This is a genomic window from Psychroserpens luteolus, assembly GCF_021032705.1.
Classification (GTDB): domain Bacteria; phylum Bacteroidota; class Bacteroidia; order Flavobacteriales; family Flavobacteriaceae; genus Psychroserpens; species Psychroserpens luteolus.
In genome coordinates this window covers 182,787-198,199 of the sequence record NZ_JAHVXI010000002.1, presented here as the reverse complement: position 1 = coordinate 198,199, position 15,413 = coordinate 182,787, and the positions used below count along the sequence as shown (strand labels likewise).

Below are 15,413 nucleotides of genomic sequence, written 5' to 3'. Positions count from 1 at the left end.
TCAAATCATCATCAATTCATGAAAACATCACTTCGCTTTATCAGTATTAGTTTCATGCTTATAATGAGCATGTGTTTAAACGCTCAAAATGCCTTATCTGCAGCAGAATGGCAAGAAGATCTTAGATATTTACAAAATATCATTCACAAGGAATATCCCATTTTATTTAAAAAGATCACAGCTAAAGATTTTGATGCCACTGTGGAGCGACTATATAAGGAGATTCCGTCTTTAGAAGCTCATGAAATTCCTGTGGCTTTTGCAAGAATTGTGTCTTCGTTTGAATATGGTCATACTCAAATTACGTTTAGTACAGTCGCAAAAAACGGCGTACTTCCTGTAAATCTTTACCATTTTAGTGATGGAGTTTACATTGAAGGCGTACAAAAAGCACACGAAAAGACATTAGGAGCCAAAGTACTAAAAGTAGGAGGTATGCCTGTTGAAGAGGCTTTGGCCTTAATACGTCCAGTAGTTCCTGCAGAAAATGATTCCTATTTTAAAGGTTATGGCTTGCGATTTTTAACGGTTCCTGATGTGTTACATGCACAACGTGTGATACCAGAATTATCAGATACGATTACATTAACACTCGAAAAAGACGGAAATGTATTTGAGTATACATTTCCGAAGATTGGCTTAAAGGAGTTGTCAAGAGGCTATTTGTATACGATACCAAATGACACTTGGATAAGTTCAAGGGCAATGGATAAAACACCATTGTATCTCAAACATTTAAATGATAAGTACTTCTTTTTTGAATACCTGAAAGATAGTAAAACGTTGTATGTACGTCAGAGTACTGTGGTTAATCACGAATCTGAAACCCTAAAGGATTTTTACAATCGGTTATTTGATTTTATTGATAGTAATGATGTGGAGAAGCTCATTTATGACGTACGTTTAAATGGTGGCGGAAATAACTATAACAATGTGCATTTGATTAAGGGATTAATGGCACGACCAAGCATTAATAAGAAAGGACATTTCTTTTATATAATTGGACGAAATACATTTTCGGCATGTCAAAACCTTACCAATGAGATTACCAACTACACCGAAGCGATTTTGGTAGGTGAGCCTACGGCCGAAAACGTTAATTTCCTTGGCGATAACAAACCCGAAAGGCTCCCAAATTCTAATATTACTGCGTATTTATCGTATGCATGGTGGCAAGACAAACCACAATGGGAAAATCGTGATGCCACCTTACCACACATTGCTGTAGATATGAGTTTTGACGACTATATCAACAATGAAGATCCAATAGTGCATGCAGCTATGAATTTTAAAAATGATGGCGATTTTATTTTAGATCCGATGGCGCACTTAACCCAGTTATTTACCGAAGGTAAGTATGACCAAGTGAAGTCTGATGGTGCAAAAATCGCAAAGAATCCTCAATATCGTTATTATGATTTTGAAAATGAGTTTAGCAAAGCAGGCAATCGATTGGTTCAAAGCGGAAATCTGCAAGCCGGACATTTCGTCTTGGAATTAGTGGCCGACTTATATCCCGAATCGGTAAGTGCAATATACAGTCTGGCTAATGTGCAAGAGCAGTTAAAGCTGACTGATAAAGCCATAGTGAGCTATAAGAAAATCATAGATTTAGACCCAAAAGGCTCTTTAGCTACAGTTGCTAAAAGTAGGATAGAAGCGCTAAAAAAACAGTAATTAAGAACTAGAACGTACAGACATTACTAGAACCACAAACGCCTTTCATATAGCGGTATCCACAGCTTACATGATGTGCATCACCAACTTGGATGAGCCCTTGTTTTCCTTTTGTGAGTTCTAATAAGATTTCACCAAATCGGAGTATAGGGTTGGAGGCTGGGAAACTGTTGTCAATTACACCATGTTTATTTATAAACTGAACGTTTTTGGTACCTACAGGTTCATAATCCCATTGCGCAGCCTTCTCTAATAATTCTTTTATAATCTCTGGAAGCAACGGAAATTTCTCTAGAAGTTCTATAAATGTTTTTCCTGGTGCTAAAAACGGTACAAGATCTAAATAGTTTTCAAAATTAGTACTATTAGGAAATGCCGCATCATAATTAGAAGCGAAGACCGCATCGCCAGGTTTTGGTCCAGCGAAAGTCACAACATGATTAGCTGTAAATAAGCTTTTATTTTTAAAATATAGCGCAGCTATAGGAGCCATAGCGCCACCTTTACTGTGCCCAGTTAAATAAATGGGTTTTTCCTTACGAGGATCGAGCTGACTTAAAGCATACAAGATTCCGGTTTCTAAAGACAATAAAGCATCGAGAAAACCCTCATGAACTTTTCCAGGATATCCAGTAATGTAAGGCACAGTATTGGCGTAGAATATATTTTGAATCCAATCGGCTATCGACTGAGCAGTTGGAGGGATAGGCGGCAAGGTTCCTCTAAATGAAATGATAATACCTTCGGCTGTTTCACCAATAAAGCAAGCTTCAATCTTTAGAAACTCATTAGGTTTTAAAGGAGAAGCCACGACAACAAAAGGATCGCTCAATAATTTAATTGCATTATACTGATTGATTGTATTATGATTATCCGGATTTTTAGTTGGTTTCGGTCTTAGATCTTTACGATAGACACCATTTGGAAATGAGGTTTCGATAAGATACGCTGAAGCAGAAGCACATAATAATCTGCAATGATCTATAGTTGCCATAAGTCTGATATTTTGATTTATCCAAAGATAATTTCAGAATATGAGATACAGGCCAGTAGAATTACGTGGTTTTAAAATCCCGAAATACTAAGCAGTACGTCTTTGATCGGCATGCACAGATGCTTTAATTTGCAGCAAATGATTGACAATAGAGGACAATTCGAATTTTAAGAGACGTGCATCTTTTCGGCTAAAATCTTCTACATGATGTTTGTAGATAGATTCGACACCTTTCTTAATGGAAATAAAGTAGCTATCGTCGCTCGCATCAAAGGTAACAGAGCTTTTGAAATTACTTTCTTTTAATAACCAATACGACAAACTATTGATCTGATTGAATAAGGCTAAATTTTCGTCCATAATAGTAGATTTTAATAGTTTTGAGGGATACTCTAAGTTACTACTGAAAGAACAGTTTTGATACAATTTAGGGTCAAACAACCCATAAAATCGCCAAGCGAAATGCATATGTTAGATTTTACCGTTGAATGACTTCATAATGTTATAAATTGATGTTAATTAACATCTGCAACTTGTATTTGTTTTTTAACTTGTGTGTATGAGATTTTTTGTAATATGCTTATTATTAGGCGTTTATCCAATTCAAAGCTTTTCTCAATATAAAGAAATGGATTGGAAAGAACGTGACACATGGATGTCTTTAGATACCATATTTACGGCTATTGGCATAGACAAAGGCGATCATGTTGCAGATATTGGTTGTCATGAAGGGTATTTAAGCGTACGATTGGCCAAAAAGGTTGAAAAAGACGGAAAAGTGTATGCAGTTGATCTTCGTACAGATCGCTTAGAGACTTTAAAAACAATAGCCAAAGAACGGAAACTAGATCATATTAAAACCATAGTTGGTGATTATGACAATCCGAATCTACCCAAAGGACGACTAGACACGGTTATTATTATGGACACGTACCATGAAATGACCGATTACATGGAGATTCTAAAACATGTGAAAAAGTCATTAAAGCCAGGTGGCCAGATTGTAATTATAGAAAAACTCAAGTCGCGTATTGTAGGCAAATCCCGAGATGAGCAAACTGATGCTCATAGTTTAGGTCCAGAGTATGTAGAGAAGGAATTAAAAAAAGCTGGATTTAAAATCCGATACCAAAACAACGATCTAGGTGATTGGGAGAATGATCCAGATAAAGTGATTTGGATGTTGATTGCAATTAAGGGGAAGTAAAAAACCACAGCCATACAAAAGCTGTGGTCTTCATCAATTAGTTACTATGAGCCTGTATACAACACAGATTAGTAATAATTACTTTATATATAATTGTACTATAATTTATATTATGTAAAATAAAAATATGCTGACATAATGAATTCTCACCTATTTGAATAAAATAAGATATTACATATCGCTGAGATTCGTGTATTTAAAATTTTTCTGAACGATTCTTATGATATGGAAAAGCTATCTCAATTAACTAGTGATGATTATAAAATCATCCTAGTGTTCATTATAGTAATTCTTATTCTAATAATAAAATATTGTTATAAAAAGTACGTTTGGCGGCGTCAATGGAAAGCACGACGAGATTATTACAGAGATGTCTATTTAAAATCTGAAGCCTGGCAGCGAAAACGTTATGTAGTCTTGAGACGAGATAATTGGGAATGTGTGCATTGTGATTCCAAAGCCACTCAAGTACATCATACGCGTTATGCTAAATACAATATTGGTAAAGAAACTATTGAATGGCTAGAGTCGGTATGCAAACCTTGTCATAATGGTTTGCACTCTTAATTTACTAACTACTTCTCTATTATATGTAATTTGAATCATCCACGGGATAATTCTCTTGAAATAACCTATTGTTTTAGCCAAATTGACGAAGGAGATTCATGAATACCTTTGAAAAACAATAAGAATCTTGTGAATAAAATTTTATGAGGCCAAGGTAAACATCGAAATTCTATTTTACATATTAACCGGAAAATGAATATAGCTATCAGTATACCATTTAATTTTTAAAGGCTCTTCAGCATCTTTAATATTTTCTTCACTCACATCTTTTCCTGTACCATAGTTTAATTGTGAAAAAGGATGTTTAATTCCATTTAATAGAACAACTATTCTACTTCCCTTTTTAATTTTTTTACTGGTCATTCTAAAATTATGAATGGGTATTGACGTCTTTTTATTTGGAGTCAATAAGTTTCTGTTTTCTATATCCTTAGATATACTTGCTCTTGTAGTAAATGGTAGTGTCAAGCTAAAAAAAGATCCGTCAGCCGTTTGTTCGTATAGTAAAACGTTACAATCAAAATCTTTTTTATTGATGGACACATTTAAAACTCCACTTACAGAACCACTAAGTTCTACATCTTCATCGAAGGGTTCTGTGACAAATGAAAATCCTTGGCCAACAGTTAAAGTTTCTGATATAATGTTTCGATCTCCACTTAAATTCCAAGAAAATTGACTACGATCAGAAAAATCAATCTCTTGTTCTATATAACTTGTTTCATTAGAAATATTAGATAAACTAAAGTGTTCGTTTACCCCAAAATTTCCAGTATTATAGGTCGATTTAAACGCCACACCAGAACGATGTTTACTCAAATATACCTTTAATGTATCAGTCGCAATTTTATCGAGCGATGTTATATGTTTCCAAGTATTTGCACCCATCACTTGATAATTGATTTTATCCTTTAGCAAAACAGGCTTTTTGGCATTTTTAAAAATGTAGTCGAACCAATCAAAAATTAAATTTTTAATATTTACCTGTGCTACAGGGTCTATGGTATAACCCAAAATATTCTTTTCAGGAAGTTCTTGCGCTCCAAAATGTGAATAAGGCCCAATCAAAAGATAATGCTCTGCATTTGTATTGAATTGATAATGAGATTTTAAATAGTGCATAGTTCCAAACTGCCCACCATCATAATAACCTGTAGTACTTAAGATGGGAATATTAATTTTAGAAAAATCCTCTTTAAACAGTGTCATATTTTTCCAATAAGCATCAAATGTTGGATGCTCTAATTTTTGATTGAATCCTGGATTTGGCATACTATCTAAACTATCCAAATTTTTATAAGCCACTCCTTTTTTATACCAATCGAAATACAAATCATTCCAACGTTTTCCATTATAATAAGAAACTGTATCAAGTGTTTTGTTATTCGTTACATAATGCCACCAAGGGTAATGAAAGTTAAAATAAACACCATTTTCCATTGGTTCAGCAATACCTGGAGCTGCAGCAACAGATGGTACTATAGTTTTTAACGCTGGATGCACTTTTTCTTTCATAGAAGCCCACTGAACAAAGCCTACGTAACTACCTCCATACATGCCAACTTCATCATTGCTCCACTCCTGCTCTGTAATCCAATCTATGACATCGTACACATCGTTACCTTCATGAACATAAGGAATTATTTTATTTGGACTTAAGTTTTTACCTCTTGTATAAGATACAACTCCTACATATCCTTTATCTGCTGCCTCATAAGCTCTATTGATATCATCTTTTCGAGTATATATTGTATGAAATAATATAGCTGGTTGTGGTTCTTTTTCTGCTTTACTTCTAACTATTATTGCAGATATTTTAGCACCGTCTCTAGTTGAAATTAGAATAGAATCTTGCACAAAATACTCTTTGCCTTTTATACTTACTGCTCTTGGTTCTTGCTGTTCCTCTTTTATAGAATTACAAGAAACTAATGCTACTAACAGCAGGAAAAATGTGACCTTTAATATTTGTATGAATTTCATTTTAATGGTTGCTTTATTTTGAATATTCAATTAATTCCTCGGTATAAGAAAAACCGTCTTGAACTTGAGTCATTTTTATAAAATTCTTAATTTCTGGAGCATATAACCAAACTTCATCTGTTTTAGCACTATAGCCTCTTGAATTTGAAACGGTTCCTTTGTACTCAATGGTGTAGGCCATAAATGCCCCTGCTCCTACTGTTTCTTTTTTAAAGGAAAGCACTTCTACATCCTGACTTTGATTTCCTGTAGTACCATCTTGACTGGTCCAGTCTTTTTCATATTTCCACTTTTTACCGACTTCTAAAGGCCATTTATATTTTGGTGTATCACTTTTTTCTGGCTTTACAATTTCAGACACCAAAACGGTATCTTTGTCTATGGTCATTCCCAAGGCGCCATTAAAATCAACTATTTTCCGAGTATCGGTTCCATCCGATCTTACTTCACCTTCATCAGTAACACCTTTATATTTCCATACCCATTTCTCTCCAATTGTATAATCAGTTAATACGGGTTGTTTAGTAGCGGTTGTTTCTGGATTACTTTTGCAAGAGTCCAAAAAAGATATTGCCACAATCAATACTAATTTGGCAATGTAATTTAGAACTGTAATAATTTTCATAAAATTAGTTTTTAATGATTTATGATACAAATTAAAGACAGTTAACTGGATCAAAAAACAAAAAGTACAGGAGCGTTAATAAATGTAAATGAACGTTAGAAAATTGAACGATTATTTTTTTTATAAACTATTCCAGTTTTTAAATTTTACCGATTGTCTGCTAGATACTTCAACTTTTTCTCCAGTAGTTAATATAATTTGTAATTTATTATTGAAGTATGGATGAATCTCTTTAATGTAATTTATATTAATCATTTGACTTCGATTAACACGGAAAAAGACTTTAGGATCTAATTTCTCTGCTAGTAAATTTAAAGAACGCTTTATCATCGCTTTATTCGAGCCAAAATAAAGACGTGCATAGTTTTCTAAAGATTCAATAAAATGAATATCTGTTAGTGGAATAAAATGACATTTTTCACCATCTTTTATAAATATCTTTTGATGCATTGGTATAATTGTAGGCTCTAATTTTACTCTTTTAGATAATTCTACCTTTACCTTTTCAATGGTTTTAGAAAAACGTTCATCTCTCAACGGTTTTACTAAATAATCCAACGCATTCATGTCAAAAGCTTTTACAGCATATTGGTCATAAGCCGTTGTAAAAACGACATCTGGTACATTTGTTAATTCTTCTAATAAATCAAATCCAGATTTACCAGGCATGTGAATATCCAAAAATAAAATATCTGGTTGTAATTCTTCAATTAAAGGTATGGCCTCATCTACATGACTTGCTTCACCAATAATTTCAAACTCTTGATGTTTTTCTAATGCACGTTTTACTTCTTCTCTCGCTAAACGTTCGTCATCAATGATTATGGTTTTATATCTTTTCATCTTCTACATGCATTGGAATTATTATTTCTGCAACTACATATTCATTTTCTTTCACTGTTAAACTAAAACTAGCCTTACCTTTATATTGAATTTCTAGGCGTTTTTTTAAGTTTTTTAAACCTAATCCAACACTTTTATGTTGGTTAATTACTCCTGGGTTATCAACTGTAATACAAATATTACTATCCTGTTTATTAATTTTCAAGAAAACAACACCACCTCCAACTTTTAAGTCGATTCCATGTTTAATGGCATTTTCAACTAACAACTGAATACTTAACGTGGGAATCTTATAATTAATGAGGTCATTGTCAATATTGGTATTTAGTTGCAGTCGTTCTTCAAAACGCATTTTTTCTAATTCAATATAATCATAAACTAAAGCAAGTTCATTTTTAATAGATATTAAACCTTTGTCTTTTTCATATAATGATGAACGCAATAAATCTGATAATAAATCAATTGCTCTTCTTGCAACGTTAGGATTTTCGATTACCAATGATTTAATTGAGTTTAAGGAGTTGAATAAGAAATGTGGATTTAATTGAGCCAATAAATTATCTAATTGAACTTGTTTAGCTATTAAAGATAATTGAGCATTTTCTTTAGCCGTAACAACTTCTTTTTGATAGTAATGATACAAGTGATACGCCAATATCCAAATAGACATTAGTCTAAGTCCTGTAAGTAAAATTGGATCCCAGTAAATTATGGCTTCAAAGAAATTTTTACCCTCGCCTGCAATAAAAGTCCAGTACGCATACCATTTTAAATTGTTTATTAATACATATAAAACAGCTAATAAAATTATAGTAGGTACTAAACGGATTAGTAATTTTTTTATGGGTAAACTACTCCATTTTGCTTTTAAGGCAAATAGTCTGTACATATGTGTTAAAAATATTCCTATAGAAATGTCTAATACATAATTTAACAACGTACAAAAAATCCCGTAATTATCTCTTGTATATACTGTATAAGCCCAATAAACTGAAACAATACTCCATCCAATTAATTGACATTTCCAATATAGAGATATCCTTGTTTTATTATTATTTATTTTATTGTTGATATCCATTCTTAAGCAAAGCAACGAAATACTTTTAAATAGTGAAAGGAAAAGTACAGGAACGTAAGATATGAGGTTTAAATGTAATTTATAAAAATTATATTCCATTCCACACACATTACGCTTCCCTCCTACGTCGCTTCGCATAAAAAGTGTTTTACTCCTAATTTTTTATTTTTAAAATAAGGTGCTCGTGAACCTTGAATGAGTCTAGCTAGCGCTGAATCTCATTCTTCGATTTCATTAACATCGAAGAGAAACATTTCTCAAGAAAAAAATAAAGAAAATGAAGTAATGTCAAAGCGCAAGCTGGCTCATTCACTAAAAAGGTCTACTAGACCTTTTCTTAACGTTCTGTCCTGCTTTTTACCAAATCGAAGATTCACGAATTCATTAATATAATATGAAAACCAATGAGTAAAGCTCAAGTTACATAACGCAGAACATTATAGTACATTTAATACAATTTGCGTCATAGACTCATTTATGAGACCAAGTTTAACATAGAAATTCTATTTTACATAATAATTAATCTTCTAATCGAATTAATTATAGATCAAAAACATGTTTTGGTTCCTTAAAACTTTTAAACTCCAACATATAGCCATTTGGGTCTTTAACAAAAAATGATAAATGTTCGCCAGGATTGTTTTTTAAAAACGTTGTTTGTGTTACTAATTCTAAATTGAGGTTATTCAGTTTTGTATACATTTTCCCCCATTCTTCAACATTTAATATAATTCCAAAATGAAAAGAAGGCAAAGTTTTTCCCTCGAATACATAATTAGGACAATTAAAATTAAATTTACCTGCTTGAGTAAACGTTATTTGATGTCCAAATAAATTAATATCTACCCAATTATTAGAATATCTTCCTAAAGTAGCTCCTACTGTATCTACATAAAACATTTTAGTTTCAACCAAATTTATACAAGGCAATGAAAGGTGAAATAAATTATCCATATTAATTTGCGTTAATTAGTTCTAAATATTCTATTCTATATATAATAAAGTCATCTTCATCATCAACAATATCTTCAGAGTAAGCTATATGAAATACTTTGTTTAGCAGAGTTTTATCATTTTTTAAATCAAACCTCATTAATATTTGAGGATGTATCTCTTCAAAATCCATATCTACACCATTATCAAAAGTAAATGTATAGAATCCGTTTTCATAAGATTTAAAAATTACTGTTTCATACATTGGTTTCATAACTACTTAGTTTATAATTATGGTTTTTAATTTTCATAGATTATTCTAAATCCTCTTCATTTAAAGCATCAATATCTATATTATCATTAATAGAATCATTATCATCCTCATCGTCATTATCGACCTCTAGTTCTTCTTCATGTTCTTCCATAGCTTGAACTAATCGTTTTCCAACTTTTATTAAATAGACAGTATCTTCAGTTCTTACTTCAACCGCTTCAATATATTCATTTTGGGCATTTCTAAAGGCTATTATATCTTTGTCAGCATATCCTTCAGGGAATTTTTCTATTAGAAGATTTAAAATATCTTCATTCAGTTTTTGGTAATCTACAATTTTACGAATCATTTGTTTAGTATTACATGCCTAACAAATAGGCAAAGATTAATGGAGCAACAATCGTAGCATCACTCTCAATTATAAATTTTGGTGTATTAATATCTAATTTTCCCCAAGTTATTTTTTCATTAGGAACAGCACCAGAATACGAACCATAACTTGTAGTAGAATCACTTATTTGGCAGAAATAACTCCAAAAAGGTGTATCTGTTCGTTCCATATCTTGATATAGCATTGGCACGACACAGATTGGGAAATCTCCTGCGATTCCACCTCCTATTTGAAAGAAACCAATTCCGTTTTTAGAATTATCAGTATACCAATCTGCTAGAAAGGTCATATACTCGATTCCAGACTTCACAATATTTGCATTTACTTCTCCTTTTAACACATAGCTTGCAAAAATATTTCCCATAGTACTATCTTCCCATCCTGGGCATACAATTGGTAAGTTCTTTTCTGCAGCTGCATACATCCAAGAATCTTTTAGATCTATTTCATAGTATTCTTCTAGTACTCCAGATAATAATAGTTTATACATATACTCATGTGGTAAGTATCTTTCTCCTCTTATATCGGCTTGCTTCCAAATTTCATAAATGTGTTTTTGCAATCTTCTAAATGCTTCTTCTTCTGGAATGCAAGTATCTGTAACGCGATTGAGTCCTTGTTCTAATAAATCCCATTCTTGTTTAGGTGTTAAATCACGATAATCAGGAATTCGCTTATAGTGAGAATGTGCAACTAAGTTCATGATATCTTCTTCTAAATTTGCTCCTGTGCACGAAATAATATGTACTTTATCTTGACGTATCATTTCAGCAAAAATCTTTCCTATTTCAGCTGTACTCATTGCTCCAGCCAAAGACACTAACATTTTAGAGCCTTTAGTTAATTGAGTTTCATAGGCTTTTGCAGCATCAACAACTGTAGCAGCATTAAAATGTAGAAAGTATTCTTCTATAAAGTTGGTAATGGTGCCTTTAGTAGTCATCTTCTTCTTTAAATTTTAAATAGTTACCTAATATATTAGACTCATCGTAAGTCTCTTCATAATTATCTTCAGAATCCTCGTTTTGAAATTTATAACTCAACATTTTATAGTATAATTTGGCTGCAAGAAAATCTGATGATTTATCTATTTCATTAGGGCATAATTCAACAATATCAAAACCGACGACATTTTTTTCTGCAAAGACTTGTTTCAAAAAATCTAAAGTTTCATACCAGAACAAACCTCCAGGCTCGGGAGTACCAGTACTTGGCAAAATGGAAGGATCAAAAGCATCTAAATCGAATGTAATAAATACATTGTCTGTCATTTGATCAATCGCTGAATCCATCCAAGAATCATCCATAACCATTTCATGTGCAAAATAGGTTTTATCTAGATTCATAATGGATTTCTCCATAATGTCCATAGATCGAATACCTACTTGAATTAAATTTGTGTTTTGACTGGCTTCATAAACTGCACAAGCATGATTACAAGTACTACCATCATAACTTTGTCGCAAATCTGCATGAGCATCAATATGCAATACTGTTAAACTTGGGAACATTTCATTAAATGCTCTAATTGTTCCAATAGATATAGAATGTTCTCCGCCAAAAACAGTCACAAATTTGTTCTTTTTTATATAGCTTTTAGTTTCCTGATGTACAGCATCTACCATAGCTTCTGGTGTAGCATTTATCGTTATAGGTTGAGTTAAGTATATGCCTTGTCTATAAACTTCAGAATCGGTTTCAATATCATAGAGTTCCATGTTTTTAGAAGCTTCTAAAAATGCTTTAGGTCCTTTATCTGCACCTTTTTGCCACGTACTTGTTCCATCATAAGGGACAGGAATCAATACAATCTTCGAATGCTCTAATTTTGCATACTCTTCTGATATTCCAGCGTAAGTTTTAATTTCCATTTTATTTGTCTGCTAATTGTAATTCAGTATTTAAATTTTGAATCGTGTTAATTTTAGGTTCTTTATCATAGCCTAAAATCTCAAGTAACTCTTCACTTTTTTGTTGTTCTCTAAATAATTGTGTTGTAATATTTCCATGTGCATCTTTATTTATTAAAATATGCTTGGGAGCAGGAATTAAACAATGCTGTAAACCTCCATAACCACCTATAGATTCTTGATAAGCTCCAATGTTGAAAAAGCCTATATATAATGGTTTGTCTTTATGATATTTTGGTAAATAGATAGCATTCATGTGTTGCTCGCTATTATAATAATCATCACTATCACAGGTTAAACCTCCGAGAAGAACACGCTCATAAGCATCATTCCAACGGTTTATGGGCAACATAATAAAGCGTTTATTAATCGCCCAAGTATCTGGAAGTGTTGTGATGAATGAAGAGTTTATCATATTCCATTTTTCTCTATCATTCTGCTGCTTTTGATACAAGACTTCATAAATTGCTCCACCACTTTCACCAACTGTAAAACTTCCAAACTCTGTGAAAATATTGGGGACATCTACACCTTCTTCTTCACAAGTCAATTTAATTTGATTGATGATTTCATCAATAATGTATTCATAATCAAAATCAAATGCTAATGAGTTCTTAATAGGGAATCCACCTCCAATATTTAAACTATCAAGAGTTGGACATATCTTTTTCAAACTTGTATATACTTTAAGGCATTTTAAAAGTTCATTCCAATAGTACGCATTATCTCTAATACCAGTATTAATGAAGAAGTGAAGCATTTTAAGCTTTACTTTTGGGTCGGCTTTAATTTGCTTGTTATAGAATGGAACTATGTTTTTATAACCGATTCCTAATCGAGAGGTGTAAAATTCAAATTTGGGTTCTTCTTCCGAAGCTATACGAATGCCTATATTATAGTTTCCATGAATCTCATTTGACAGTAAATCAATCTCCTCATAATTATCAATAATTGGAATACAATTTTGATGACCATTATTGATTAACCTTGCGATATTCGTTACATATTCTGCTCTTTTAAAACCATTACTAATAACATACGTATTATTGTTTATTTTTCCTTCTTCTTTTAAAATCTCTACGATATCTATATCAAAAGCAGAAGATGTTTCAATATGAATATCATTTTTTAAAGCTTCGTTCAAAACATGATTAAAATGTGAGCTTTTTGTGCAATAACAATAGTTATAGCTACCATTATAGTTATGCTTATTAATGGCAGTATTAAACCATACTTTTGATTTATTAATATTTTCGGAGATTTTAGGTAAGTATGTGAATTTTAATGGTGTTCCATAAGTTTCAACCAATTTATTTAGGTCAACATCATGAAAGTGCAAGTAATCTTTGTCAAGAAGAAATTCTTCTTGAGGAAAATCAAATGTCTGATTGATTAAATCAATATATTTTGTGTTCATTATAAATGTGATAAAAGTTATTAGAATACGAAAGCATGTAGCTTTCCTAAAAAGAATTAATAACTAAAATCAAATCATAATTTGATATTGCATTTTGGGGATAAAACACAATTTATATAGAGTAGATATATTTTTTACTACGGAAGTTAGCTTTAAATTTCGGTGACTTACTCCGTAAGCTTCTTTTGAATATGACTTCCTAATTTTCAAAAGACCGAACTTATAAACATGTTTCACTTTGTTCAGCTAAAAGCTCCTATGATAAAAGCTTTTGTAATACTAAATTAAATACAAAAATTTAATATTTCACTGTTTTTTAATTTTTTTTATAACATTCTCCCATTCCACACACATTATGCTTCCCTCCTACGTCGTCGCATAAAGAGTGTTGCATTAACATCGTAGAGAAACATTTGTCAAGAAAAAAATAAAGAAAAAGATGTATTAAACTTTCGCTTTTACCCAAAGCTCAAGTTACATAACGCAAGTACATTATAGTACACTTATGTGCCGTTTGCGTAATAGCTCATTTATGAGGTATTTGACATACTATTAAAATATGATGATTCTGTAGATGAATAGTTTTTAAAGGCATACAATGTTTTAAGGATAACATTTCCATATTAAATCTTTTTTAATAGGATCCCACTCCCAGCCACAATTAATTAGTATTCCGGGATCTGAAGATTTTTCTTTAAAACTTATTTTTATAGCCTGTAAATTTTGGGCATTTATTGATTCCAAAAATATTTCAATTGCCGCATTGATTTGTTCTGTTTGTACTTCCATATTTTTAATCGTTATTAGTTACATATATTTGAATTTGATTAGTGATACCAATTGGTAAACCTTCATCATCTATTATTGTAGCCGTTAAATTTATAAACTGATCAGGGTTCACTGGTCCAGGGCTATAAATAAAAGATATTTGACCATTGTTTGTAACTAATGACGTATCTCGAAATAATCCATTTACCGCTATGCCATTTTCGAATGTATCGCTAATTATTATTTGATAACCATTAGAAGCTTTTTTTCCCTCGCTATTTAATATAGTACCAGTTATTTCAATTTCACTTTCAAAACTATTTGCTACGCTAAAAGCTGAAGCTTGGAGGCTAATAGTTGCTGGAACAGATTTAATACTACTCAATTTCGAGATGGTCTTAAACTCGTTGATATTGAATATGACTTTTAAACTATCAACAATAGTAGTACTGATAACACCAATGTTTGCTCTAATAACTCCATCTGGGTCTTTAACAGGTTGTATCTCTAACTCATTAGTATTAGAATCAATAAATCTACCATTAATGATTTGAGCGTTTGCATTTATTAGATTAATATCACTTCCTGCATTAAACCTTACGGTAAATACGGCACTATCAAAGCCATCTGCTTTAATAACTTCTTTATTTTTCGTGACTATTGCTAAGTCATTAAATCGTACAGTTTCTGTACTACAAGCATATACAAATATTATTGCTAATAAAGCTTTACTTAATTTTTTCATA

The 15,413-nt window shown here is 31.8% G+C and carries 17 protein-coding genes; 3 read left to right on the top strand and 14 right to left on the bottom strand.

Features of this window, described 5'->3' with window-relative positions; all coding sequences use genetic code 11:
* Positions 1-18: 18 nt before the first annotated feature.
* Complete coding sequence (locus KWG70_RS06560) at positions 19-1,677, top strand: tetratricopeptide repeat protein (RefSeq protein WP_230935198.1); 1,659 nt, start codon at positions 19-21, stop codon at positions 1,675-1,677.
* Positions 1,678-1,684: 7 nt separating this feature from the next.
* Here the strand turns inward: KWG70_RS06560 and KWG70_RS06555 are convergent, their stop codons facing one another.
* Complete coding sequence (locus KWG70_RS06555) at positions 1,685-2,671, bottom strand: lipase family protein (protein ID WP_230935197.1); 987 nt, start codon at positions 2,669-2,671, stop codon at positions 1,685-1,687.
* 87 nt (positions 2,672-2,758) lie between these two features.
* Entirely contained in the window at positions 2,759-3,031 is a 273-nt protein-coding gene (locus KWG70_RS06550; protein ID WP_230935196.1) for a hypothetical protein, read from the bottom strand.
* Between the two features lie 199 nt (positions 3,032-3,230).
* Between KWG70_RS06550 and KWG70_RS06545 the strand changes: the two genes are divergently transcribed.
* The gene (locus KWG70_RS06545; protein WP_230935195.1) at positions 3,231-3,878 is read left to right on the top strand and encodes a class I SAM-dependent methyltransferase; all 648 of its coding nucleotides are present in this window, start codon (positions 3,231-3,233) and stop codon (positions 3,876-3,878) included.
* 225 nt (positions 3,879-4,103) lie between these two features.
* The gene (locus tag KWG70_RS06540) at positions 4,104-4,445 is read left to right on the top strand and encodes an HNH endonuclease (protein ID WP_230935194.1); all 342 of its coding nucleotides are present in this window, start codon (positions 4,104-4,106) and stop codon (positions 4,443-4,445) included.
* 174 nt (positions 4,446-4,619) lie between these two features.
* Here the strand turns inward: KWG70_RS06540 and KWG70_RS06535 are convergent, their stop codons facing one another.
* From KWG70_RS06535 to KWG70_RS06480, 12 genes are all read right to left on the bottom strand, one after another.
* On the bottom strand, positions 4,620-6,428 hold the full coding sequence (locus tag KWG70_RS06535; protein ID WP_230935193.1) for a CocE/NonD family hydrolase: 1,809 nt from the start codon (positions 6,426-6,428) through the stop codon (positions 4,620-4,622).
* A gap of 13 nt (positions 6,429-6,441) precedes the next feature.
* Positions 6,442-7,053, bottom strand: coding sequence for a hypothetical protein (locus tag KWG70_RS06530; RefSeq protein ID WP_230935192.1), 612 nt, complete (start codon positions 7,051-7,053; stop codon positions 6,442-6,444).
* A 120-nt stretch (positions 7,054-7,173) separates the two neighbouring features.
* The gene (locus KWG70_RS06525; RefSeq protein ID WP_230935191.1) at positions 7,174-7,896 is read right to left on the bottom strand and encodes a LytR/AlgR family response regulator transcription factor; all 723 of its coding nucleotides are present in this window, start codon (positions 7,894-7,896) and stop codon (positions 7,174-7,176) included.
* Positions 7,883-9,112, bottom strand: a complete 1,230-nt coding sequence (locus KWG70_RS06520; protein ID WP_230935190.1) for a sensor histidine kinase — start codon at positions 9,110-9,112, stop codon at positions 7,883-7,885. Before KWG70_RS06520 ends, KWG70_RS06525 begins: the two co-directional genes overlap by 14 nt.
* 402 nt (positions 9,113-9,514) lie before the next feature.
* Positions 9,515-9,928: a VOC family protein gene (locus KWG70_RS06515; protein WP_230935189.1), complete on the bottom strand. Its 414-nt coding sequence runs from the start codon at positions 9,926-9,928 to the stop codon at positions 9,515-9,517.
* 1 nt (position 9,929) lies between these two features.
* Positions 9,930-10,181, bottom strand: a complete 252-nt coding sequence (locus KWG70_RS06510; RefSeq protein WP_230935188.1) for a hypothetical protein — start codon at positions 10,179-10,181, stop codon at positions 9,930-9,932.
* Between the two features lie 40 nt (positions 10,182-10,221).
* Entirely contained in the window at positions 10,222-10,530 is a 309-nt protein-coding gene (locus tag KWG70_RS06505) for a hypothetical protein (RefSeq protein ID WP_230935187.1), read from the bottom strand.
* Between the two features lie 10 nt (positions 10,531-10,540).
* Entirely contained in the window at positions 10,541-11,515 is a 975-nt protein-coding gene (locus KWG70_RS06500) for a deoxyhypusine synthase family protein (RefSeq protein ID WP_230935186.1), read from the bottom strand.
* On the bottom strand, positions 11,505-12,443 hold the full coding sequence (gene speB, locus KWG70_RS06495; RefSeq protein WP_230935185.1) for an agmatinase: 939 nt from the start codon (positions 12,441-12,443) through the stop codon (positions 11,505-11,507). Before speB ends, KWG70_RS06500 begins: the two co-directional genes overlap by 11 nt.
* Before the next feature lies 1 nt (position 12,444).
* The gene (locus KWG70_RS06490; RefSeq protein WP_230935184.1) at positions 12,445-13,899 is read right to left on the bottom strand and encodes a type III PLP-dependent enzyme domain-containing protein; all 1,455 of its coding nucleotides are present in this window, start codon (positions 13,897-13,899) and stop codon (positions 12,445-12,447) included.
* Between the two features lie 603 nt (positions 13,900-14,502).
* Complete coding sequence (locus tag KWG70_RS06485; protein ID WP_230935183.1) at positions 14,503-14,688, bottom strand: hypothetical protein; 186 nt, start codon at positions 14,686-14,688, stop codon at positions 14,503-14,505.
* Between the two features lie 4 nt (positions 14,689-14,692).
* Positions 14,693-15,412 carry a hypothetical protein gene (locus tag KWG70_RS06480; RefSeq protein WP_230935182.1) on the bottom strand — a complete coding sequence of 240 codons (720 nt, stop codon included), beginning with the start codon at positions 15,410-15,412 and terminating at the stop codon, positions 14,693-14,695.
* Position 15,413: the final 1 nt, after the last annotated feature.

What these genes read in the sequence shown, in the direction of transcription:
- KWG70_RS06560 (WP_230935198.1), top strand. Translation starts at nt 19, where the DNA reads ATGAAAACATCACTTCGCTTTATCAGTATTAGTTTCATGCTTATAATG.
- KWG70_RS06555 (WP_230935197.1), bottom strand. Translation starts at nt 2,671, where the DNA reads ATGGCAACTATAGATCATTGCAGATTATTATGTGCTTCTGCTTCAGCG.
- KWG70_RS06550 (WP_230935196.1), bottom strand. Translation starts at nt 3,031, where the DNA reads ATGGACGAAAATTTAGCCTTATTCAATCAGATCAATAGTTTGTCGTAT.
- KWG70_RS06545 (WP_230935195.1), top strand. Translation starts at nt 3,231, where the DNA reads ATGAGATTTTTTGTAATATGCTTATTATTAGGCGTTTATCCAATTCAA.
- KWG70_RS06540 (WP_230935194.1), top strand. Translation starts at nt 4,104, where the DNA reads ATGGAAAAGCTATCTCAATTAACTAGTGATGATTATAAAATCATCCTA.
- KWG70_RS06535 (WP_230935193.1), bottom strand. Translation starts at nt 6,428, where the DNA reads ATGAAATTCATACAAATATTAAAGGTCACATTTTTCCTGCTGTTAGTA.
- KWG70_RS06530 (WP_230935192.1), bottom strand. Translation starts at nt 7,053, where the DNA reads ATGAAAATTATTACAGTTCTAAATTACATTGCCAAATTAGTATTGATT.
- KWG70_RS06525 (WP_230935191.1), bottom strand. Translation starts at nt 7,896, where the DNA reads ATGAAAAGATATAAAACCATAATCATTGATGACGAACGTTTAGCGAGA.
- KWG70_RS06520 (WP_230935190.1), bottom strand. Translation starts at nt 9,112, where the DNA reads ATGCGAAGCGACGTAGGAGGGAAGCGTAATGTGTGTGGAATGGAATAT.
- KWG70_RS06515 (WP_230935189.1), bottom strand. Translation starts at nt 9,928, where the DNA reads ATGGATAATTTATTTCACCTTTCATTGCCTTGTATAAATTTGGTTGAA.
- KWG70_RS06510 (WP_230935188.1), bottom strand. Translation starts at nt 10,181, where the DNA reads ATGAAACCAATGTATGAAACAGTAATTTTTAAATCTTATGAAAACGGA.
- KWG70_RS06505 (WP_230935187.1), bottom strand. Translation starts at nt 10,530, where the DNA reads ATGATTCGTAAAATTGTAGATTACCAAAAACTGAATGAAGATATTTTA.
- KWG70_RS06500 (WP_230935186.1), bottom strand. Translation starts at nt 11,515, where the DNA reads ATGACTACTAAAGGCACCATTACCAACTTTATAGAAGAATACTTTCTA.
- speB (WP_230935185.1), bottom strand. Translation starts at nt 12,443, where the DNA reads ATGGAAATTAAAACTTACGCTGGAATATCAGAAGAGTATGCAAAATTA.
- KWG70_RS06490 (WP_230935184.1), bottom strand. Translation starts at nt 13,899, where the DNA reads ATGAACACAAAATATATTGATTTAATCAATCAGACATTTGATTTTCCT.
- KWG70_RS06485 (WP_230935183.1), bottom strand. Translation starts at nt 14,688, where the DNA reads ATGGAAGTACAAACAGAACAAATCAATGCGGCAATTGAAATATTTTTG.
- KWG70_RS06480 (WP_230935182.1), bottom strand. Translation starts at nt 15,412, where the DNA reads ATGAAAAAATTAAGTAAAGCTTTATTAGCAATAATATTTGTATATGCT.